Annotated in this window: 17 protein-coding genes and 2 pseudogenes; 2 read left to right on the forward strand and 17 right to left on the reverse strand. The window is 38.3% G+C overall.

The genetic code is table 11. From position 1 onward, the window contains the following. Nucleotides 1-22: 22 nt before the first annotated feature. Both ANSO36C_RS31990 and ANSO36C_RS31995 read right to left on the reverse strand, forming a co-directional pair. Nucleotides 23-1,216: an NADH:flavin oxidoreductase/NADH oxidase gene (locus tag ANSO36C_RS31990; protein WP_251960612.1), complete on the reverse strand. Its 1,194-nt coding sequence runs from the start codon at nucleotides 1,214-1,216 to the stop codon at nucleotides 23-25. A gap of 325 nt (nucleotides 1,217-1,541) precedes the next feature. After that, complete coding sequence (locus tag ANSO36C_RS31995) at nucleotides 1,542-2,021, reverse strand: hypothetical protein (protein WP_251960613.1); 480 nt, start codon at nucleotides 2,019-2,021, stop codon at nucleotides 1,542-1,544. Nucleotides 2,022-2,638: 617 nt separating this feature from the next. Between ANSO36C_RS31995 and ANSO36C_RS32000 the strand changes: the two genes are divergently transcribed. Further along, nucleotides 2,639-3,145 carry a DUF3110 domain-containing protein gene (locus ANSO36C_RS32000; protein ID WP_251960614.1) on the forward strand — a complete coding sequence of 169 codons (507 nt, stop codon included), beginning with the start codon at nucleotides 2,639-2,641 and terminating at the stop codon, nucleotides 3,143-3,145. A 159-nt stretch (nucleotides 3,146-3,304) separates the two neighbouring features. Here ANSO36C_RS32000 and ANSO36C_RS32005 read toward each other — a convergent pair whose 3' ends face one another. Together ANSO36C_RS32005 and ANSO36C_RS32010 are read right to left on the reverse strand one after the other, a co-directional pair. After that, the gene (locus ANSO36C_RS32005; RefSeq protein WP_251960615.1) at nucleotides 3,305-3,853 is read right to left on the reverse strand and encodes an NUDIX hydrolase; all 549 of its coding nucleotides are present in this window, start codon (nucleotides 3,851-3,853) and stop codon (nucleotides 3,305-3,307) included. A gap of 135 nt (nucleotides 3,854-3,988) precedes the next feature. Beyond that, complete coding sequence (locus ANSO36C_RS32010; RefSeq protein ID WP_251960616.1) at nucleotides 3,989-4,234, reverse strand: hypothetical protein; 246 nt, start codon at nucleotides 4,232-4,234, stop codon at nucleotides 3,989-3,991. Between the two features lie 133 nt (nucleotides 4,235-4,367). Between ANSO36C_RS32010 and ANSO36C_RS32015 the strand changes: the two genes are divergently transcribed. Beyond that, on the forward strand, nucleotides 4,368-4,697 hold the full coding sequence (locus ANSO36C_RS32015) for a hypothetical protein (RefSeq protein WP_251960617.1): 330 nt from the start codon (nucleotides 4,368-4,370) through the stop codon (nucleotides 4,695-4,697). Nucleotides 4,698-4,909: 212 nt separating this feature from the next. Here ANSO36C_RS32015 and ANSO36C_RS32020 read toward each other — a convergent pair whose 3' ends face one another. From ANSO36C_RS32020 to ANSO36C_RS32080, 13 genes and pseudogenes are all read right to left on the reverse strand, one after another. Continuing rightward, a complete protein-coding gene (locus tag ANSO36C_RS32020; RefSeq protein ID WP_251960618.1) occupies nucleotides 4,910-5,848 on the reverse strand; it encodes a 5'-nucleotidase, lipoprotein e(P4) family in 939 nt (312 codons plus the stop codon). Nucleotides 5,849-5,891: 43 nt separating this feature from the next. Continuing rightward, nucleotides 5,892-8,339, reverse strand: coding sequence for a PhnD/SsuA/transferrin family substrate-binding protein (locus tag ANSO36C_RS32025; RefSeq protein ID WP_251960619.1), 2,448 nt, complete (start codon nucleotides 8,337-8,339; stop codon nucleotides 5,892-5,894). Between the two features lie 258 nt (nucleotides 8,340-8,597). Continuing rightward, nucleotides 8,598-8,948: an SMP family protein gene (locus tag ANSO36C_RS32030; protein WP_251960620.1), complete on the reverse strand. Its 351-nt coding sequence runs from the start codon at nucleotides 8,946-8,948 to the stop codon at nucleotides 8,598-8,600. 60 nt (nucleotides 8,949-9,008) lie between these two features. Continuing rightward, nucleotides 9,009-9,350, reverse strand: a complete 342-nt coding sequence (locus ANSO36C_RS32035) for a hypothetical protein (protein ID WP_251960621.1) — start codon at nucleotides 9,348-9,350, stop codon at nucleotides 9,009-9,011. 8 nt (nucleotides 9,351-9,358) lie between these two features. Beyond that, nucleotides 9,359-10,027 carry a hypothetical protein gene (locus ANSO36C_RS32040; protein ID WP_251960622.1) on the reverse strand — a complete coding sequence of 223 codons (669 nt, stop codon included), beginning with the start codon at nucleotides 10,025-10,027 and terminating at the stop codon, nucleotides 9,359-9,361. A 69-nt stretch (nucleotides 10,028-10,096) separates the two neighbouring features. Continuing rightward, the gene (locus tag ANSO36C_RS32045; RefSeq protein WP_251960623.1) at nucleotides 10,097-13,399 is read right to left on the reverse strand and encodes a helicase-related protein; all 3,303 of its coding nucleotides are present in this window, start codon (nucleotides 13,397-13,399) and stop codon (nucleotides 10,097-10,099) included. A 2-nt stretch (nucleotides 13,400-13,401) separates the two neighbouring features. Continuing rightward, complete coding sequence (locus tag ANSO36C_RS32050) at nucleotides 13,402-14,658, reverse strand: hypothetical protein (RefSeq protein ID WP_251960624.1); 1,257 nt, start codon at nucleotides 14,656-14,658, stop codon at nucleotides 13,402-13,404. Next, on the reverse strand, nucleotides 14,651-15,202 hold the full coding sequence (locus ANSO36C_RS32055; protein ID WP_251960625.1) for a hypothetical protein: 552 nt from the start codon (nucleotides 15,200-15,202) through the stop codon (nucleotides 14,651-14,653). Before ANSO36C_RS32055 ends, ANSO36C_RS32050 begins: the two co-directional genes overlap by 8 nt. Beyond that, complete coding sequence (locus tag ANSO36C_RS32060; protein ID WP_251960626.1) at nucleotides 15,195-18,530, reverse strand: Eco57I restriction-modification methylase domain-containing protein; 3,336 nt, start codon at nucleotides 18,528-18,530, stop codon at nucleotides 15,195-15,197. Before ANSO36C_RS32060 ends, ANSO36C_RS32055 begins: the two co-directional genes overlap by 8 nt. A 201-nt stretch (nucleotides 18,531-18,731) precedes the next feature. Next, nucleotides 18,732-18,980, reverse strand: a complete 249-nt coding sequence (locus ANSO36C_RS32065) for a helix-turn-helix domain-containing protein (RefSeq protein WP_251960627.1) — start codon at nucleotides 18,978-18,980, stop codon at nucleotides 18,732-18,734. Nucleotides 18,981-19,155: 175 nt separating this feature from the next. Continuing rightward, entirely contained in the window at nucleotides 19,156-19,626 is a 471-nt protein-coding gene (ybaK, locus tag ANSO36C_RS32070; protein ID WP_251960628.1) for a Cys-tRNA(Pro) deacylase, read from the reverse strand. An 18-nt stretch (nucleotides 19,627-19,644) separates the two neighbouring features. Then, nucleotides 19,645-19,872: pseudogene (locus tag ANSO36C_RS32075) on the reverse strand (PIN domain-containing protein); the annotation flags it as partial. A 39-nt stretch (nucleotides 19,873-19,911) separates the two neighbouring features. Further along, a pseudogene (locus ANSO36C_RS32080) lies at nucleotides 19,912-20,963 on the reverse strand (IS701 family transposase). Nucleotides 20,964-21,011: the final 48 nt, after the last annotated feature.

The following is a 21,011-nucleotide window of genomic DNA, read 5'->3' on the forward strand; positions in this document are numbered from 1 at the left end:
ACCGTGGCAAACTCGTTAAGATTTATTTCCCCCGTCTCTTTTGTTTAACTGCATAGCCGTAGGGTAAAGGCCAGTTCGGTTCCTCATCCAAGCTGTAACGCGCCCGAATCGACCAATATGGATCGCGGAGCATTTCTCGACCGACGAGAACCAAATCTGCACATCCACGAGTAATTAATTGGTTAGCATACTCAGCCTCCCTAATCAACCCCACAGCCCCTGTCCTAATCCCAGCCTCTTCTCGGATTTTGGCAGCAAAAGGCACTTGATAACCTGTCTGTACGGGAATCCTGGCATGAGGGACTAAGCCTCCTGTGGAAACATCGATTAAATCAACGCCTAATTCCTTTAGTTCACGGGATAATATAACTGACTGCTTGATATCCCAACCTCCCTCTACCCAGTCGGTAGCAGAGAGGCGCACAAAAAGCGGCATCCCGCTTGGCAGAACTTCACGTATTCGTCTTGTCACCTCCAGTAACAAACGCATTCGGTTCTCCAACGAACCTCCATAACGATCTGTTCGTTGATTACTTAGCGGCGAAAGAAAAGAATGCAGTAAATATCCATGAGCCGCGTGGATTTCGATAATTTCAAAGCCCGCTTGCAGCGCACGCTGGGTTGTGGCAACAAAGGCTTCAATCACCTCCTCAATCCCCTCCTCATCGAGGGCTATGGGAACGGGGCCACCCTCTTGAAACGAAATTGGGCTTGCTCCCACTACCGGCCAACCTCCTTGTTCAGATGTTAGCGGTGCGCCACCCTGCCAGGGAACATCACAACTCGCTTTCCGGCCAGCATGGGCTAATTGAATCCCTGCGATCGCTCCTTGTTGGCGAAGGAAGCGTACAATCCGAGCTAGTGACTCAATGTGCATATCGTCCCAAAGACCAAGATCGCCAGGGGTGATTCGTCCTTGGGCTGTCACGGCTGTAGCTTCTACTACAATCAGCCCAGTACCTCCAGTAGCCCGACTCCCCAAATGGACGAAGTGCCAATCATTGGCGAATCCATCCTCTGCCGAGTATTGACACATTGGTGACATCGCTATGCGATCGGGCAGAGTGATATCTCGAATTTTCAGTGGACTAAACAAGTCCACTTCCGGTACATCAGAATCGTGCAGAGCCGTTGATTGACAACCGGGGGAATCTATAAATTCTAATTCAGTCTGGGCTGGGGATGATAGTGAGGTAGTTAGGTTTTCTGTAGTCATGCTGTTATTTTTCCGTGCTTTGTGGACTTAAAACCCGTGTTCTTTATTAGTTCGTCAAAATCGATTCTAGATAAGCAGTTTCAGATATTGGGTGTCTGATTATTTGTCGCTTATCAAACGATTTTTAACTAATCCCCATAATTCCCCATCCCTCTACAGAGTGGGGATATAAGGCAATACGCTTGGGTTAAGGTTAAAACTCTGTTACCAAAGTCAACTTTTTAACGAACCGCCATCGCGCAGCGTCTCGCAGAGAAGGCGCAGAGAACGCAGAGAGAAGAGAGATATGCTTAACTGAACTGTATTGGCTTATCTGGCAGTTCTATTACACTTCCAACTCTCGTAGCAGTGCCTCATTTATCCTTTGTGCCTCTTCCCCACTAGTTTCTACCACATCAAAAGCTTCTTTGACAGCTGCTTGCACTCTAGGCGGCAGTGCTTCAAATTTCTCGTTGTTGAGTATAACAATGCGACAACCGGGGTAAGGGGCAAAATCACCGAAAGGTTCCATCCCTGATGTCATGAGCAATTTGCTAAGTTCTGAAATAGAATGGCGAGGCTTCTGGTTGTCCTCAGTGCTGTTAATTTCGGATGCAAAATAACCACACAGCCAACTGAGGCTATCAATGTCTTTTTTTAAAGCTGCAACCGTACCATTTAACACTTGCTGGTTGAGCTTAACAGGCAGATTGTCAAAAATTTGGTCTAATGCTTCTGGCTGTCGCTGTTGGCAATAACGCACCACAGATTCAACAATCTTATCAGTTTTTGTAGGTTGGCGTTGCCCAAATCCTTTGCCAGACATGGTAGTTGATGTATTGAATACAAGAATTTTAGCAGGATTTGGGGTTGTGAGGTGGCGATGTCTACTTTTTGGGGTGCGCCTACGCTCTTTGGGCTTTCCTCGCTTGTAAAAGTTGAAGTTACGATGCCATCTTCAAAGGTTCTGGCAATTTGGCATCACAACTCTCTAAATTGCCGTTTAAATGAGATATCAACAGAACAGAACAGCCACAAATCGCCAGTTGTTGACCCAACGCTGTAGAATCCTCAGCAAGCAACTTACAGCCTCGGTCATCGCTTCGCTACATACAGCTGGCTAGTAATGTACTAGAAAACATATAGTAAATCTGGGTAGGAGCAGCCCACTTTTATCGCTGCTCTCAACAATTGGTAGAGTGAGTAAGATTACTCAACATCTGTACCACTTTATCAATGAATAACGATGTTGTAACTTTTATCATCAGTGCTGGTCTGCTTGTTATTTATCTGGTATTCTCAGCATTGACCGAGATGGGGACAAAGCTACCTTGGAAGAAGTAGGGGGTGGAATATTGGGAGTGCGTAGGGGGAGCATCGCCGCAGATATCGCAGCTACCAATTAAACTATTTTGTTAAATAATGAGTACATGAGAATTATGTATGAGTAAATTAGAGAAAACTATGCAAGTAAAAGTTTTGGCTACTACACTTACGCTTGCTACTTGTTCTTGGTTTACAACACCTGCATTCGCCCTAATTGAAGCTCCTGCTGTTAGAGAGATTAGGCAAAATCAACTTTATCCAGCTTCCGCTTCCAGGATTGGTGTTAGTCTTATTAGCCAAGCTATTAATAAGACTGTATATGTTTTAATATTCAACTCTCATACTGACCATGAAGGAATCCATACGATTTTTTTTAATGGTCGCAACAAAGTATTGATGTTTGAATCAGCCTCGGATGCAAACGACTTTGCTAAAAATATAGTTAAGGAAAAACCAGCCGATTTGAATATTCCAACACCAGTTGTCGAAGCTATCAATTCTCAAGAAATCATAACTTTTTGTCAAACGGCTGGTTATGACTACGAGTTAATTTCTACTGGAAGTAAAATAGAACCGCCTTTAACTTGGGTTGAGAAGCTATCAATTCCGTCCAGAACTAAATAGCATCTGCTGATGTCTGATGTTCTCGTTGCCAATTTTAATAACGACTTTCTCTAATACTGACTCCAAACGAGTGGTAAATTCAACAGGAGCCATGATAAATGCCACGTTGGAGGCGATCGCAATTGTCAATTGGACTTGATGAGAGGAGTTTAGGATTTATCACAATCGATAGGCTTGGCGAACCCTTATTATATATTTGGTATGGATATAAAACATCTGCACAAGTTTCATCAAGTCGCTTTTTGCAGGTTCACCTTTATTCAACCATTCTATTAAATCAGAAGGGTATAACCAAAAACTTTCAATAAAATCATTCTTATTGTAATTTGGTTCACAATCTAATGTAATTTCATAAACTTTCATAAAAGCAGATACTTGATATTGATATGGTGTTAGATAACCCAATAACTGCGTATTAAGCATGTTTAAATTTAAGTTTAATTCTTCTTCGAGTTCACGTTGCAGAGCATCTTCGTAAGTTTCTCCACTTTCCACATGACCACCCATGCTGACATCAAGACAAAGGGGAAAAATTCGTTTTTGTGCAGAACGGCGAGGTATCCAAAGTTGTCCTAGTGAATTAACAGCAAAAGCATTGACAACTCTAAAATTGCACAGCCCTTGACTATATATTTCTGAGCGTTTCTTTTGTCCGATAACGCAATCATTTTCATCTACAATGTCAAGTATTTCCAAATCTTGCATCATACAAATAGAATTAACACTTATTAAATAATATACAGGTCATAGAGGATTGGGGGCGGTGTCTGCAACGGGCTACGCCTACGCTTGAAGTTTCCTCTAAGAACGGAGTGGGGCGCGATCGCTCACTTTCCAAGAGAACTAATCCCCCCAAACTGCCATAAACTCTTGCCACTCCTCCTCAGTCTGGAGGGGTTTGTCTTTGGTCAGTCCCACTATTCGGGCTAACTGCCTAGCTTGGTCTGGGTTTTCGCCAAGTTCTATCAACTGGTGTTCTAGGTTGGGGTCGTAGCCTTGGGCTAGTAGCTGGGCATACTCAGTATCGGTCATGCCGAGGTTGTGGATGTTGGTCATGGTGGGGTGGGCGATCGCGTCGGTGGTTTTCATGTTCTCGAATGGTGTTATGCGCTTGATGTATATCTCAATGTCTGCTGTAGCAAAATAAGGGATTATCTAGGTAGGTAATATATAATTAAACTAATTTAAATATACTGGCAATTACAGCGATAGATTTAATCCAATGGAACCATTAAATCAAAAGTCCAGATGCGAAGAATGGAAGAGATTGAGAGAGGCTGGGCATGACTATAGAACAGCTTATACTCTATCTTCAGATAATCCTTTAGCTACTCATAATAGATTGAATAAGTTAAGGGAAGATATTTTAAACTATATTAATAGTGGTAAAAAAGATACATCTTCACCCATACATCAAAAACTTAAAAGGCATCAAGAGAGTAATAGTAAATATCTTCAAGAAAATAATGAATCAATGAATGATATTCCAGAAGAGTACCAAAATCCTTATTATATTTTTGGTATGGATTTAACAGATTTATTATCAGATTAACAATAGGTTTAAATTGTTTCTGTAATTGACTTTTACAACTTGGTAGATTTTTTGACATCCCTTAAGAATGGGTGCGATCGCCTGCGACGGGCTACGCCTGCCTGGGGTGTTCCTCTAAGAATTGGGGCGAACGCTAGGGAGTATCTATAGGAGAAAAGTTTTTACTGTTTTGCAAAGTTCCAAAAATTATAACTAATCAATCGAATTTTATATTACTTCGCCAACCACCGATTTAAAGATTCTTTGCGTTGTTGATTTCTTTCTCCTGGACTCATATCAAAAGAACTTTGTTTTTTAAATGCTAGGGGGTTATAAATTCCTGTTTCCCAGTTTCCATACATAGGATTAGGTATTGCAATGTAAGCAGGTTTAACTATCCCTTTTGTGATATTAAACATACCGTAATTTTTCCGGTTATTGTCTACATGATCACGTCGTTGTTGGTTATTCTTGCCTATGGTTTCATCAAAGTCATTGAGGTTATCACCAATCAAGGCAATTACTGTATATCTTTTTCCATCAGCACTGCCATTTTTAACAGCGTCTACTCGCCATTGTTTAGAGGTATTTTCTTTGCCGTCAATTATTTTAGTAAACTCTCCTTTTAACAATACTGTCTGTTCATTGACTCCTGTGAATCCCACTGCTTTTAAATTATTGATAGTAGCTATTTCTAAATCGGTTATTTTAGAATTTTTAGCACTTTTTTCATCTCGATTGGAAATAAAAAATACCTTACCACCATTTTTATTTACATAATTAACTAATTCAACTGCTCCCGGTACAGATTTAGCTTTTTCTGCTTTAATCCATTGATTCCAAGTAGTAAGTTGAAACCCATTATTAGTATCTAATAACCCTGCTTGATAGGGGCTATTATCAAGAACTGTTTCATCAATATCAACAATGATGGCGGGACGGGCAATATTTTTTGATTTAGCGGTATCAAAAGTGAGTTTGGCTATATTGAACGCTTGATAAGTTAATGCTCTATATTCTCCAGATTGTTGCACCCAATTAACTGCCAACATTGATTGCTCATTTAATTGAAGGTTACTAATATCTTTTTGCGAATCTTGTTGTAATTGTGACAGTAGTAGCACTGGTAATAACGCGGGAACAGCAAAGAATTTAGAGGGCAATTTAGACATTTATATTTTGGTGGTTATAATGATTGATTTTATTTGTGAAAGGTTACGATTTTTTTGAAGATTTTTTCTGCGATCGCCAATACCAAGGTGCAGTAAACTGTGAATCTGCCCAAATATTTAAACCTTGTTGTTTAGCTTCGTCTTCAGCCTGTTCCACAATACCAGCACTAGGGCAGTTTTTCAGGTATTTTCGATAAACCATAGCTAATCCTTCTTTAACTAATATCTGTTGAGTTAAAGTATTATCTGGTAAGCGGACTTCAGCGACTTTACGACCATAAAAATCGGTATCTACTATATTTAGTTGTACTTGACTACCACCTTTTTGTATTAATGTTTTTAGTCGCTCTTTAGCTTTATTGCCCCATAAAAACTGATTTGTATCAGCAGGGTTATTACTGTTTTTTTCTGTATCCGAATGAGGTACTTCTGCGGTATCTATACAAGCAAACCTCACTCTGATTTCTTGATTAGATACATCAGTGACTGTTATTGTATCGCCGTCATCGACTTGCTTGACTTGATAGTTTGACTGTATAGAAGATTTTGGTATATCTTCTAATATATTTAATTGATTAGGCTCTGTAATTTTTAATTCAAACATTCCTCCTTGTGCTTTTTGGGGCGCAACATTTGTGATTTTGACTTCTTTACCTTGTAAGGCAATTGGATTAGAAGCACCGGAAATTTGATTAAGAATTTTTCGAGGTACAATTATTTGGTAAACTGTATTATCTTTTCCTGACAACTTGAAAGTTTCAATTTCATTAGTTTGACGACTCCATCCATTAACACGTCCTAATATTTCTGAAGTATCAGGAGAAATACTAGGTTTTGGCTCTGGGGAACTATCACTACAGTAAAAATTAACTGGATTTCGTTGAAAATTTGCACATTTTAGAATTTCTTCAGTTCTTTGAGATATTTTTATTAATTGTGAATAATCATGTTCTTCCCCACCACTATAATTAGCTTTTTTTCTAATATTATCTGGTGCATTTAGCAAAACCTTTGTAATTATCTGACGGTCAGATTCAGAAAGCTTAGATGATAAATAAACATTAGCACCAGGAATTTGCTTACTTAAGTGAATAATTTTTAAATCTTTGTCACTTGCAACTGCCTCATAAGCACCAGCACCTATATCAGCTTTTCCAGTTTTAACTAAGTCTTTAATATCTTTACTTCGATGCCCCATATCTACCCTGAGACTTTTACCAAATAAGTCATAAGCAGGTACATAGAAACTAGATGCTGAATTGAAATCGCCTAGAGCAATAGTATTTGTAGTTTTTAAATCATTGAGAGATTTAATACTACTGGTAGATTTTGTGAATAACGTAGCCTGGTAATATGGAGGATTATTTGGAAACATTCGGGCTGCAAAATGATAATCGTTATTTTTCGCAGCTACAGAAAGTATTGGTGATAAAGTAAAGGCAATATCCCATTCTTTATTTATCATCCTTTTTCGGGCTTCTTCATAAGAAATTGATTCATCACCATCAATAACTATTTGTACTTTATTACCAAATTGAGAACGTAAGTAGTTTGTTAGTTCTTGATAGTAACTCGGGTTACTCAAAATTCCTATGGTTAAAGTGGTTACTTCTATTTTTTTTTCTTCAATAGGTTTTTTAGAAATATCTTTATAACAAATACCATTTATTCTTGTTTCTGTAGCGGTTTCGCATGGTCTTTTATTCCAAAAATAATTCCAAGTTCCGCCAGTAGTTACCAATATTCCTAATCCTATCAAGCAAGTTAGGAGAATAGATTTATTTGTGCGAGTTGGCTCAGTAACTTTTTCTGGAGTCGTTTCAACGGATATTGGTGGTGGCTCAGTAACTTGTTCTGGAGTGGTTTCAACAGATATTGATGGTTCAGGCGACTGAGCAATTATAATTTTTTCAAGTTCTTCTAGTGAAATTCCTATGAGTTCGCTAATAATTTTTTTAATACCAACTTCATTAAATTTTGCAGCAACCTCTTCATTAGTTCTAATACTACCTAAAACCTGTTCTATTTTAGATACATGACAAATTGATACTGACTTTCCAGGTTGAAAGGTATTAATAGCAGCACCTTCTACGTCAAATCTTGTTTCATCTGGGGCAACAACAAAATAATTGACCCAGAATTTGATATCCCGAAATATACGAGACTGGAGCTTATCTTTTATAACTAGGCTGTATCGTTCAACTTGTTTATATGGATTGCCGCCAACTGCTTTAATTTCTTGAGTATCAGAAAACCATCTTTCGTTGGCGCTTCCTGTCCACTTACCTTTATATCCTTTTGCCTCTAAACATACAAATACCCCTGGCTCCATTACCACCAAAGCATCAATTTCGTGTAACTTTGAACCAAGAGCCTCTCTAAATTGAAAACCCATAAGGGCGTAACCTGCAAGTTTTGCTTGCTCTAGAGTTGTTTTTAAATTTTTTTCAAAACCTTGGAGTTCTGTTTCCTCTGGTAAAAGCACTTTCATAATAATTTATAACCCTAATATTGAAATATTTAAAGTAATTTGACATTAAGCCAAGATGATTGTAAGTACCCTTGCCCCTAACTAATCTTTGTGAAAAGACTTCTCTATTAAACCCGTTTAATAACCAGACAATTGCAGATACCTTCAATGATGCGGTAATATTTTGGGTTGCCTTGAAATAGCCAGTAGGTCATTGTTTGGTAGATTTCCTCTAAGAATTGGGTGGGTGAGCGATCGCTTTTGGTACGTGATTCTTATTTATCTTTTAGCTATATCATCGGCAATTAATGCTTCTCTATATAACCAAGCTTCTCTAGCTGTTTTAAAACCATCCATCCACTTTTTCTCTTTCGTATCTTTAATTCGATACCCTACTCCCCAAGTGTCATTTTCAAAGCAATAGTATATTTTATAAAGCATTACGGGTTGAGCAAAATCATTTCCGCAATCACTGTCATGTTCTATCAAGGAACCATCTTCTCTAATACCGTAAAATCGACGCTTTTCTTTGTTGATGTTAACCTCTAAAATATCCCCTAAATGGTTTGAGTGTAAAATAATAATTCCATTTTCTTTGACAGTATGAAATTTTTGGTTATGCTTAGACATTGCATTATCCTTGTAATATCAATACACTTAAGTTTCTGAACAGATACTCATTTACCCGCATTAACGAGAGCAACCGATATATTCTTTAATAAGTAGCTTCAATTCTCTAGTAATTGGTAAACCGTCAATTTCTCTACAGAGGTTATGCAAAGGTTCACCTTTAGCTTTTCTCTCTTGATAAATTCCCTGGAGTAGTGCTGTCAATCCATATTTGGTTAGTGCATCTGATGCTAATCCTATTATTCCCAGTAATACAATACCGCCTACCATTCCGCCTGGGCCTAACATGGCTAATGCGGCAGTAATTGCAGCAGCACCAGCTAAACCAGTTGATGCCATTGCGATGAGAAGTACAACGGCTGGTAATCCAACACCTGCTAATTTACTAACAATTTCATCCATGATTATGATTACTGTTGATTTGATTCTTTAACTTTGGCTCTTCTAAAAATGCACTCATAGATTCCTTTACGCGAATACTCCTCTCCAGTCAAGGCTCTACGCGCAAAAACCAATTCCCACCCTTCATCGCCCAATTTATTTATGCCTATATCAAAAACAATATCGTCAAAGCTTTCAATTTTATATTCATATTGCAAATTTTTGGGTTGTCGTTGCCACCACAAATTAAAAACCAGTATCCCTAGTATTCCCCCTAAAAATACAGTATTAATTACTTCTCTAAATTGAACTAAAATGTTGAATATATTAAACGGGTTTGTTTTATTTTTTGAATTGACAGAAGAAGTTTGCGCGTTAATAATCGGTGTTGGTAATACCTCATGCTCTTTTAAGTTAATAGTTTGTCGCCAAGCAGGAAACTTACTACCATTTACCTGCCCACGAATATATAAAAATTTGATTCGGGCTAAATTTAACTTAGCTATTGATTTTTGAACATAATCAACAAAAAATGATTGTTCTGGAACTTCCTTAGCTTCAGCCGTTATGGTGAGGCTATCATCTTTGATACTTACCTGAACTGTTATGCCTTTGGGTTCTAGGGCTTTATTCATCAGGCTAACAATTGCTTGAGTATCACCCTGTTTTGCCTGTTCTAAAATATTTGTTTCAGTCATACTAAATCATCATTATTTACTGTACACACTAGATTTTCTTGCTTCGGAGTGCGATCGCTAACTTTTCCTCTAAGAATCTGGTTTAAACCACTCATAGCAAATCAACTTAATGTCTTTCTGCTGGATAATTTCTGCTGGTCTTATGTCTTGGTCATCTGCAAGTTCCTCATATTGGTCACTGTCTACAAAATATTCATCTAACCCAGAAATGAGTAAGCTGACATTTTTATGTTCTTTGAATAACTCCCAAATTGCTTTAACATCTCGCTCATAGCTACGGGAATTAACGGTAGTGATTACCTTTAACACCCGTTCTTTGGCTTCTTCATCAATTGGTTCACTTTGAAATAAATCAGGCTGGGTGAGAGCATGATGAATGCTTTGTAATAGCTTGGGCATTTGCGGTTTAATGCCTTTAGCCGTTTGCTGTTGTTGGAAAGAGTTAAACAGATTGCCTACGGCTCTTTCTAAAACAGGGAAAATGCGGTTATCAAACTCAACTGGTGGTAATTCATCAGGTTTTGGAAAATCTGAGGATTGGCATTTAAGCCAGTTAAAAATGGTGCGTTTGTCGCTAATCAACCTATTAGGGTCTAGGGAGATAGCATTATCAATGCGTGGGTAAAAATGCCAAAAGTGCTTGTCTTGTACCCGAAAAGCAAAGAATATGCCCCCATCAGGAACGTTGGGGTGGGGTATGGGTTTATTCCAGGTGCTATGAATACCAAAGGGGATATCATCAATTAGTTCCTTACTAGCTTGTTGTAAAAACTCTAGTAACGGTAATCTCATCTCATCTAGGGATACCAAATCAGATGCTTGTTCTAGTTCTTCTAAAATGGCTTGTTTTTCTGCATCGGTGTCAGCCATCTTGAGTTTGTACAGTTCGTCTAATGATTTACCAGAAATAGTTTCACCTAGTACACTACCGTCTAGCCCTACCTCACGGTCAATGGTAGCAATACGCTCTTGTAATCTTCTAACTAACCCTAATAGCGTCTCTAGTCCCTGTTCTGGAAAGCAATTGTAGATAAATAGCTCGTCATAATCAGTGCCTAAGCGGTCAATCCGTCCTGCCCTTTGAATCATGCGGACTGGGTTCCAGTGCAAGTCATAGTTAACTAACACCCCAGCATCTTGCAGGTTTTGACCTTCTGATAGTACATCTGTACAGACAAGAATATCAATTGGGTTTTGTTGCAGTAGAGTTAATTCCTCATCATTATCAGTTTGGACATTAGCTTTAGGTGCAAACCGCTTAACTTTCTCTTCCCGTTGTTTACCGGGGGTTGCACCAGTCAATAACTCAATTACAGGCGCTTGACCATTAACTTGCATTTGGGATAACCAAGCTTTATCTGTAATTAATTGCTTATATAAATACTCAGCAGTATCTTTGAAGTAGCTAAATACTAAAATCTTTTTACCTTGCAGTTGAGTTTTGAGTAGGTCTTTGAATGCTGCTAACTTGCGGTCATAGTCTGTGTTGGCTATGGCTGACGATTCAATTTGTTCTAAGGTGATAATAATGTTATTTAAGATTCTCAAATCAGCTTCAATCTGCTGTTTGAGTTGATTTATGTCATAGTCTTTAGGATCAACTTCACCTAATGACTCAATAATGACATTAACTGATTTACCTTCTTCTTCGTCTGTTTCAGCAGCTAATACTAACTTGCGAAAGTTTTTACTATCTAATAGCTTTTTTTGTTGAGTAAGAATTTCATAAAAATTAGTTTGAAAGTCTCTTTGGTTACGAATACTATTTCTAAAAGCAAGTAGTGAACTTTCAAATCGTTTAAAATAAAGGGCTTTTTGGAGGGCAACTAGGGCATCATTGCGCTTAACTTCATTTTCTTCCCCTTTATCCTTGCGCTTTTTAAAAGCCTTAATGTTATAAGCAGGTAAGTTCAGCTTGTCAATTTGAGTGGCTATCCCAGTGTACAGCCCTGCAAAGCTATCCTCAAAATTATAGGTAAACTGTTCTAACTGACGTTTAGGAAAGTGAATGAGTTTACCATTAATGCGAATTTCTTCACCTGCTTGTTGCCTTCTAATCACGTCCTGGCGGCTACGTCTCACCATTGTTTGCATAAGGAGTTCTGTAATTTCTACCCCACCTTTAGCTAGGGCTTTAAAATAAGTCTTGAGGTTAGAAATACCCCATTCTCTGTAATAAGTCTCACCACCACGGGTAATTAGTAATATTTGATGATAAAGGTCAAATATGCTGTTATTAATAGGGGTAGCTGTTAGTAATACCACTCGTTTATTGCGCTTACCACTGCTGACTAGCTTTAATAAATTACGGTAGCGATTGGTGGCACTGTTACGGAAGTTATGAGATTCATCCACCACCACGATGTCATAACGGGCATAATCTTGAACATTAAAGCTTTGACGGCTGATTTCTTCATGAGAAATTACATCAGCTTTAATGCCAAATTCATCTAGTTTTTTGTCCCACACTAATTTTTTGAGTTGAGCCGGACAAACCACCAAAGCACGAGGCACAAATCTCGGTTTCCTCAGTTTAATTAGGTAATAGTCCAGCAGCCGCAACCCAATAAAGGTTTTCCCCAAACCCACAGCATCAGCAATAACACAGCCATCATGTCTTTCGATGAGTCTAACTGCTCTTTCAAATCCCTCTTGTTGAAAACTGGCTAGTTCTAATGAAGTGCGATCGCTCTCACCAATGATGCTATCGTCTTTGAATAATTCGTATAAAGCTTTGAGGAATATTTGGTAGGGGGTATAAGCTTTACTGCCAAACTTGGAGGCGTTGAGGGCATCAATTAGCTTGGCTTTATAGTCAACATCAACGCTAGGGTCATTCCAAAATCCTGCAAACCAGTTATGTCTGAGGTCGTGAGCGATCGCACCAATTTTGTTGACAACGTTTAACTCGGTATTCCCTTCTAAGCCGGCTGGGGTGAAGTTGGAAGACCCGACGATGCTGTAATTATTGAAGATATAGGCTTTGGCATGAAGAAACTGATTTCTATCTCCATGCGCTCCAAAAAGTCTCACCTCAACGTCATGCCTTTGCAAATAGGCAATCATGCGCTCTATCTCATTCTGGTATTTAGAATTTAGCGGTTGGTTTTCTAACTCCTCTTGAATGTTTTTCTTAAAGTAACGGATTAAGTCAATGCGATCGCTCTCTGCTGGTCTAATGGTGGGGTCACGTCCAATGAGTAAGCGCAGGCTGGTTAGTTGGTTCATGGCAGCTTCCAGACGTACCCATGCCTCAATGCGGAAAAAGCCAGTGGCGATGTCAAGGACTATTTGATTTTCATCCTCAATTAAGGTTTTGAGGATGGTTTGCAGTTTATGACGGGAGTTGTCGATGTAGTCTGGAATGGACATTATTAATTTTTGTTATTACTTTCAGTATCAGTAAATGAAGATGGTGCTGGTTTTAAGTCAAAGGTTTCATTAAAAATCTCTTGATATGCTTTTAGAAATTGTTCTGTTTTTCTAAACTCTTTAAAGACTGGCCACTCTTGATAATGAATTGCTGAAACTTTTTCAGGGTGATTTCCAATTGCTTTCATTAGTTTATAGGCTTCGTCATACTCATCTAATAAAACAAATTTTGCTAATTTAAACTCATCACAACAGGCACTCCAGTCTTGTTGTAATAGAAGGTTGCGGTATTCCTTCATATCTCCGCTCCATTTAAGGCATTGTGCTTTATTTAACAGCAGTAACAACTTTACCTGTTGAGAAGACTTTTTTATAATAGGTTCACTTCTTGCAAAGTCTAACAGTATATTTGACAGTTTATATTCTTCATCAATAATAAGTTGAAGACATAAATTGTTTAGCGTTATATCTGCAATTTCTCGTTCTTCAGGCTTAATCTTTCGCCATAGAGTATGAGCTAATTTCACTCCTACTTCAAAGAAGCAATAATAAGCTTTATCAAAGTATTCTTCACTAACGTCTAATTGATCGCCAACTTTGCAATTAGATAAAGGGATTGCATTTTCTGTACATACATTTATATATTGATTTGAAATAATGCCATCACAATGAACAAACAAATTCCTTCTTTCCGTAATTTCAATAAAATTTTTCCATGCTGGTGTGTCAAAATCTCTAAGACTTTTCATATTTAATCTATTTTCAAGCCATTTAAAATGTTCATTATGGCTTTCTCTCAACACTGATTCTATTTCTTTTTCAATCAAATATTCTTTAGCTGCATCCATACTATTAAATTTTAGTAGCTGTTTAAAGCTAAGTTGCTTATCTGAAGCATGAATAGTTTCTGGTTGAACAGAAAACATTGTTCTAATAAGTAAACTTAAATGAATATCAAATTCACTAACTAAAGAAATAATAAAGTTCCTTTTGATAACTGGTGAAGATATGCTGTATTGAAGTGCTTTTTTACCTAATACCTGAAAATCTACTAATTTCTCATAAGGCATTTGCAAAGAAATTTTTAGTTCTGTTTCAGTTTGTTCTTGGCTTAAAAATGGTGATGTAAAACCAATCAATTCTTTTTCTGCATTTTTCGCGTTGAGATCAATTATATTAGCAATTAATTGAAAGCTAAATTTTAAACTTTCAATTCGAGTAATAAATCTATTGATTACTTGTTGAAAATTACTATTCATCATCATTATCCAGTTGATATAGATTTTTTCTACTAGCTCTCTCTTGTTGATATTGAATAATTATATTTGCAATTCCTTTTTCTACTGGTTTTGTATCGCCACTACTCAATACTCCACAAGACAACATTCGATAAACCAAGCTATTCAAAGTCTCTTGTAAATTTTGACATTGAGTTTGTAATCGAAAAATATTTTCATCATTTAAATTACTTTGTGTATCAGTTTGTACTAAGTCAAGCTTTTCTGACAAAGCAGTAATTTCATGCCGAATTGCTTCATAATTGCTATGAGATGATATTGCTAGTCTTGTTAGAGATTGAATATCATTTAATATTTTTTGATATGTTTCATTATCATTTCTATTAACTCGCTGGTGTAGCTGTTCCTCAAATTGAGAACGTCTAATTAAATTAAGCAGAATTGCTAAAACTATTGATACAGTAACATAGATTATTTTTCCACTAGCAATCGCTATGATAGAACCAGCTATAACAGCAAAAATTGATATATATTCTGTAATTTCGAGGAGTCGATGTTTATTCATACTTACTCCCCCTAATTATCTTCATTTCTTCAGCCGTCAGCCCATACAGATGAGCAACCATATCATCAATTTCTGCTTCCCAATTTTCCACACCCTGACCTTTGTACTCAAGTATTTTTTTAACAAGTGAAACTATAATTTCACCTTCATCTTTGGAAACATTGGGTATGGGAATTTGAAAAAGATTGTCTCTGAAAGCCTGTAAATATCCATTTTGTAAATCAGTACAAATTTGAGAAATAAACCACCAAGAGCTAGAAGAATTTAAAACAGCGACTACAAACTCATCGATACCAGAAATCATGTAAAGAGCATCATTATGAAAAAAACCTTGTTTGTCAAAAGCAAAAGTAGCTTTGTTCATAAATCGACCAAGGATAACTTTCGGTTGTTCAAACTCTTGCCAATATTTACAAGAGCGTAATTCCCAAAAATATTTACCTTGATCATCTCTGTTGATTAACCTTTCTCTAAAATAATTTAGAAAAGCATAAATAGCAGGATATGTTTTACAAAATATCTTCTCTGCTTCCTTTTCCGGCTTATCACTCCAAGGATGCTTTTTATTTTCTGATGACTCAATTTTAATTAAATATTGTTCAGCAAAATCCACACACCACCGCTTAACATCCCGTCCCCTCAAAAATGGTTTCAAAACCTCAGCCGATGTTTCATGTTCAGCAATCAACCTATCCCGCGTCGCTCTATCTACAACAAACGCTTCATTTAAACCTGTCTTAATTCCGTAGTAAAACCTTCGATTCACATACTCACCCAACGGAATACCTGCACTTCTTAACTTATCCAGCAACCGCAAGACAGCAGGAGACTCTAACCGCCACCCATCAGCTCCTAATTCCTTCTGAGGCATATAAAAACTTTGATTTTTAAACACTGAGGTAAACTCATCAACAGATTTACCAACTTCCCAATTCAACACACGGGCTTGATGATTATTTGGTTTACCCTTGCTAACCAAAATAATGCTCGGATAAGCGATCGCTTCAAATACTGGTGCATCCCCGAAATCAATCAACACCTGGACTTGTGACTTTTCCCCTAAGAATTGACGTAGTTTTTCACCATAACCTGCACGGAAGTATTTGTTAGAGGTGATGTAAGACAAATGCCCTCCAGACTTGAGCAGCCTAAACCCACGCTCATAGAAGTAAACAAAGAGGTCACATACCCCGGTGTAACATTCATATTCTGCTTGCAGGGCTGGCTTGAGTTCTTTAATCTGCTCCTGTCTTACATAAGGCGGATTGCCAATCACAATATCAAACCCGCCCTGCTGCTGAAACACCTCATTAAAATGCAGATGCCATTGGAAGAAATTAAGCGATCGCATCCCCCTTTCCACCTCAGCCGCAAACTTATCCAACTCAACCAACTTATCAATAATCTGTTGACGTTCTTTTTCCTGAGCCTTGCTGACCTTGCCCTTCATCAGCTTAATTTTGTTTTCTAATTCCCTCTGCTTCCCTAACCCAAAGGAACAACGATCAGCGATCGCAACCCGAAACACATTCTTTTCAGCTTCTAAAATCCTCTCCCTGAGTGCCTTTCGCTCCTCTGCATGAGCCTCAAAGTACTGATGCTGCAAATCTATTAAGGGTTGAATAGCTGCTTGTACAGGAGTCACGTTCAGCATTGTTTGCTGGTTTTTGGTGGGGTCAGGAATTAACTGCTCACCTTGAATAGTAGAAATGAGCGAATCCCCACACATCAGTTTGTAATCAAGGTTAGGCAGTGGTTCCACATCATCAATATCAGGAATATCCACTACCAGCGATAACCACATTCGCAGCTTGGCAATTTCAACAGCTTCAGGCTTAATGTCCACACCGTAGAGATTATTAGCAATAATGTCCCGTTTCCATTGACTGATAGTGAGACTACCCCGTTCTACAGTCATGCCCTCCCGATGAGCGATCGCTTGTTTGACTGACAAAATTACTTGCATCATTCCTATGGGGAAAGCGCCAGAACCCACAGCCGGGTCACAGACTGTCACGGATAAGAGAGCTTTTTTAAGCTTTTTCGCCTGTTCTTTAGTTAGCAGTTGGTTAATATCCTGCCCAGGTAGTTCAGAGTCATATTCTGTAAGCTTCTTGACTGCCTCCGAGTCCATACCTGTTTGTTCTGCTAGGTAACGACTCAGGGATTCCACACACATGAACTGGACTATTGAGCGTGGCGTGTAGAAAGTACCGCTTTGTCCCCGTTCCTCAGATGCCAACATATTCTCGAACACCTTACCCAGCATCTCAGGGTCAACGGCTGCATCCTCATCACCCTGAATGTTTTCTGATACGGTAAAGTTATAGCTGTTAAAGAACCTGAGAATACCTTTGTCGCCACTGGGGTCAAAAAGTGAGTTAGGTAATTCGATTTGAGGGGGTGTTTCCACGCCAGCTGCATCAATCACACCTGAACCATAATCCCGGTCAAACAATCCGCCATTGAGATAAGGAATTTTACCCCAAGGGGAATCCATATTTGGGCGCTGTTTGTTGAGCATTTCAAAAAACAGAGGCTCTAGAACCTGATTATAAAAATCTGTGTCCTCTAGGTCTGAGTGTAGTTTGTTGTATTGATTCTTGAGAAAATTGCGATCGCTCCCCAAAAACTCCTTTTTCTGTAAAAAGTAGAGAAACATAACTCGTCCCAGGAGTCTTTGAGAGAACTGGTGCAGGCGATTGGGGTCACTGAAGTAAGAATGCTGGTTATTAGCTTTGATAACCCGTTGCAACTCCTCAAAGATTTCTCGATAACCCCGATAGAACTCTTTAGTCAGCTTCTCTACATCAAATGCTTCACACTGGACTTTATACAGTTCTTGCGGAGATAGATTACGAGCAGCGATCGCATCTAATCTGTCTCTGTCGTAGTTGGTGGGATTAGCCCTGTCAATCAGTAACTTGCGGATGCTGACTTTTAAATTTAGGTCAGCATCAAAACTTTTACGGGGATTGACCAACATTAATTGGTCATAGTTTTTTGTACCCAACAGGAGAAAATTAGAGGGTCGTCTACAAAGACTTTGAGCCAGCGATCGCATCCGATTACTTGCAGCACTGCTATTGAGCCATTCTTCCTCTTGAAGCTGAAATAGCAATATTTGCAGGGACTCATTACCTTTTTGATGATCGGCAATCATGTATGCATCCCAAATTGCCTCAGCGCTCCGAGCAGGTAGCTCCAAATCACTAACAGCTAATTGTTGAGCAGAAGCATTGTAGCCAATTTTTTGAAATAAAGATGCTACCTTCTGTGGGCTATCTATTTGCCTGACATCATCTAATTGTAGTAATCGCTGCGCCATTCCGGTATTCCATTCACTCAAAATTTTTTTATTTAAAACCCTTGCGGTGTATCGACCTTAATTAATCTGAAGAAAGCACATTAAATCTGCGAATGTCCTATAAAATTGCGACACCAAACAGCCCGTCGCAACTATCGCCACATTAAAATTAAGCAAGCAATACTACTTACCTAAACAAACCTGCTTACTTTTTAGTCAAAACTAATTTGATTGATATTTGGTTAACAGTTTTTGCCCCTGATCACCCATCTCTTCTAGAAGTTTTTCAACCCTCTGCATAGCCATCGGTGATAACTTAGAGCGTTTATTTTCCCAACGATTAACTGTGGAATAAGTAACGCCCAAATGTGTTGCAAATTGTTCTTGGGTTAAACCCGTTACAGTGCGAAGTTCATGTATGAGCCGTCCCAGTTCTGGTTGTTCGATTACCAAAGGTTTTTTGATAGTCATTAGCTCAAAACCCACTTCTTAAGTAGCAAATAATGTATTATTCGCTATATCTTAGTGAGGCTCATGATAGATTGTAACCCGCTAATACACTGTTATTTATTTACTGCAACTTTAATGTTTCTATGTAATAAACGCAACTTCTACTTAAGTATGATTGTTCAGAACTGATTTAATACTAATTTTGTAGAATTGCTCCCAAAGTACCACTGACAGCACGTAAATAGTCAGATGGCGATAGCAGAAGCAGTATCCCTCGCATCCCACCAGAAACAGTGATCTGCTCGAATAAGATTGCTGTTTCATCAAGGTAAACTGGATAGTCTTTTTTACTGGCTAAAGCTGTTACACCCCCACGGATATATCCTGTTAGTTGCTGCACTTCCTTCAGAGCAACTGTCTCAACCTTGCGGTTTCCTGAAATCCGCGCTAAGGCTTTTAAGTCTAACTGAGCATTTCCCGGCACAACAGCGAAACAGATACCTGTTGTGTCGCCTCTGACTACTAGAGTCTTAAAAACTTGCTCTGGCGGAAGACTAACTTTGTGTGCTGTACTCTCAGCAGCGAGATCGGCGGGATCTACTTCATAAGTGAGAATTTGGTAGGGAATACCTAGTTTATCAAGTAGCCGAGCAGCATTAGTTTTCATTCAAGTCCACAAAAGATATCATTGCTCAAGCTCCCAATCTTGAATCACCAGCCGACTAACGCGACTAAATTCTCTTGTGTTGTGCGTGACTAATGTTAAGTTATTCACAACTGCGATTGCTGCTATCTGTAAGTCATAAGGCCCAATTGGTGTACCAAGCGCCCCTAACTCTACCCGAATTGTGCCAAAAAGCCGAGCCGCCCGATCATCAAAAGGCAAAGATACAAAATTATTTAAGAATGCTTCTAGGACTTACGCATTGACAAAAAGAATCATCTATGAAGTCTAGATAATGCCATCACTGCTAAGGTTTGCAAAAATATGCTCACGTACAACTAACGTAAACATATTCCGTTGTACTTCGTACCAATTGCTAATTATTTTTTCAGACCGCATAAACTCCAATCTAATAAAAGCTTGAAGTGAACAAAATATGTGAGTCTTGATTGCATAGGTATCCCTAACCATGAACCGACAAATTCCACATACTTGTTTTATGGCTCGATGAAAGGTTTCAATTCCCCAATGGGTATCATGAATTGTGATAAATTCATTTCTAGTTATATCCTTGATTCTTTCCTCATCTGGAACATACAAAATATAGTGCGGAGCCGGAGACGCTCCGCCTCCGGTCTAGAGTCTTCTTTCTTGAAGTCTTTCCTAAACAACTTTATAAATCCAAATTCTTTCAGATGAGTTCTTAATCCTGACTCTGGAATCACCAGAGTACTTACCTGGCAATACTTATGTGGCTCATTTGAGACAGTTCTGTTTTTTTCAATCCCGAATAGAAAACCCAATTTCTGGTTTTTTAGAAATTTTAAATTTTCTACTCCTGAATACCAACTATCTCCTGTTATTATTCTTGGTTTGACTCCCCAGCTTATTATTTCACTCACCATTTCTCTAAAATAATCGTTTTTTGTTTTCCCCTCCTTTTTGTCATATATTCTGTAGTTTATTGGTACTGAGTTACCATTAATATCGCTGTAATATAAAGTGATTAAATTTAAACCAATAATAGTTTTATGGGCTTTTCCTGACCAAAAATAACTGATTAATTCGGCATTTTTTGGGTCGCTGTAAATCTTTTCTATTACTGTATCGTCTACACTTAATATCCCTCCTACCAAATTAATGATTTTCTCTACTATGTTGAATAAATCTTTCGGTTCGTATCTCTCTCTCAACAAAAACCGATTCACACTATCATGTGAAACGTCTCCCAATATCTCTGCCAACCTACTGCACCCCCCAAACTTTGGCTCTGACAGCAAAAATAAGGTGTAGAGGTCTAGATTGCATTGTCCTGTCGATGGTTTAGTAATTTCTCTAATTGTCCGATACCTGTAAAGTAGACGACCCTTATTTATGAATTCACTATT

It is taken from the genome of Nostoc cf. commune SO-36 (assembly GCF_023734775.1).
GTDB lineage: Bacteria > Cyanobacteriota > Cyanobacteriia > Cyanobacteriales > Nostocaceae > Nostoc > Nostoc commune_A.

Coding starts and splice junctions, on each gene's coding strand:
- ANSO36C_RS32065 (WP_251960627.1), bottom strand. CDS start 18,980: ATGACTATCAAAAAACCTTTGGTAATCGAACAACCAGAACTGGGACGG.
- ANSO36C_RS31990 (WP_251960612.1), bottom strand. CDS start 1,216: ATGACTACAGAAAACCTAACTACCTCACTATCATCCCCAGCCCAGACT.
- ANSO36C_RS32010 (WP_251960616.1), bottom strand. CDS start 4,234: ATGAAAACCACCGACGCGATCGCCCACCCCACCATGACCAACATCCAC.
- ANSO36C_RS32040 (WP_251960622.1), bottom strand. CDS start 10,027: ATGACTGAAACAAATATTTTAGAACAGGCAAAACAGGGTGATACTCAA.
- ANSO36C_RS32035 (WP_251960621.1), bottom strand. CDS start 9,350: ATGGATGAAATTGTTAGTAAATTAGCAGGTGTTGGATTACCAGCCGTT.
- ANSO36C_RS32005 (WP_251960615.1), bottom strand. CDS start 3,853: ATGATGCAAGATTTGGAAATACTTGACATTGTAGATGAAAATGATTGC.
- ANSO36C_RS32055 (WP_251960625.1), bottom strand. CDS start 15,202: ATGAATAAACATCGACTCCTCGAAATTACAGAATATATATCAATTTTT.
- ANSO36C_RS32000 (WP_251960614.1), top strand. CDS start 2,639: ATGAGTAAATTAGAGAAAACTATGCAAGTAAAAGTTTTGGCTACTACA.
- ANSO36C_RS32030 (WP_251960620.1), bottom strand. CDS start 8,948: ATGTCTAAGCATAACCAAAAATTTCATACTGTCAAAGAAAATGGAATT.
- ANSO36C_RS31995 (WP_251960613.1), bottom strand. CDS start 2,021: ATGTCTGGCAAAGGATTTGGGCAACGCCAACCTACAAAAACTGATAAG.
- ANSO36C_RS32025 (WP_251960619.1), bottom strand. CDS start 8,339: ATGAAAGTGCTTTTACCAGAGGAAACAGAACTCCAAGGTTTTGAAAAA.
- ybaK (WP_251960628.1), bottom strand. CDS start 19,626: ATGAAAACTAATGCTGCTCGGCTACTTGATAAACTAGGTATTCCCTAC.
- ANSO36C_RS32015 (WP_251960617.1), top strand. CDS start 4,368: ATGGAACCATTAAATCAAAAGTCCAGATGCGAAGAATGGAAGAGATTG.
- ANSO36C_RS32020 (WP_251960618.1), bottom strand. CDS start 5,848: ATGTCTAAATTGCCCTCTAAATTCTTTGCTGTTCCCGCGTTATTACCA.
- ANSO36C_RS32060 (WP_251960626.1), bottom strand. CDS start 18,530: ATGGCGCAGCGATTACTACAATTAGATGATGTCAGGCAAATAGATAGC.
- ANSO36C_RS32045 (WP_251960623.1), bottom strand. CDS start 13,399: ATGTCCATTCCAGACTACATCGACAACTCCCGTCATAAACTGCAAACC.
- ANSO36C_RS32050 (WP_251960624.1), bottom strand. CDS start 14,658: ATGAATAGTAATTTTCAACAAGTAATCAATAGATTTATTACTCGAATT.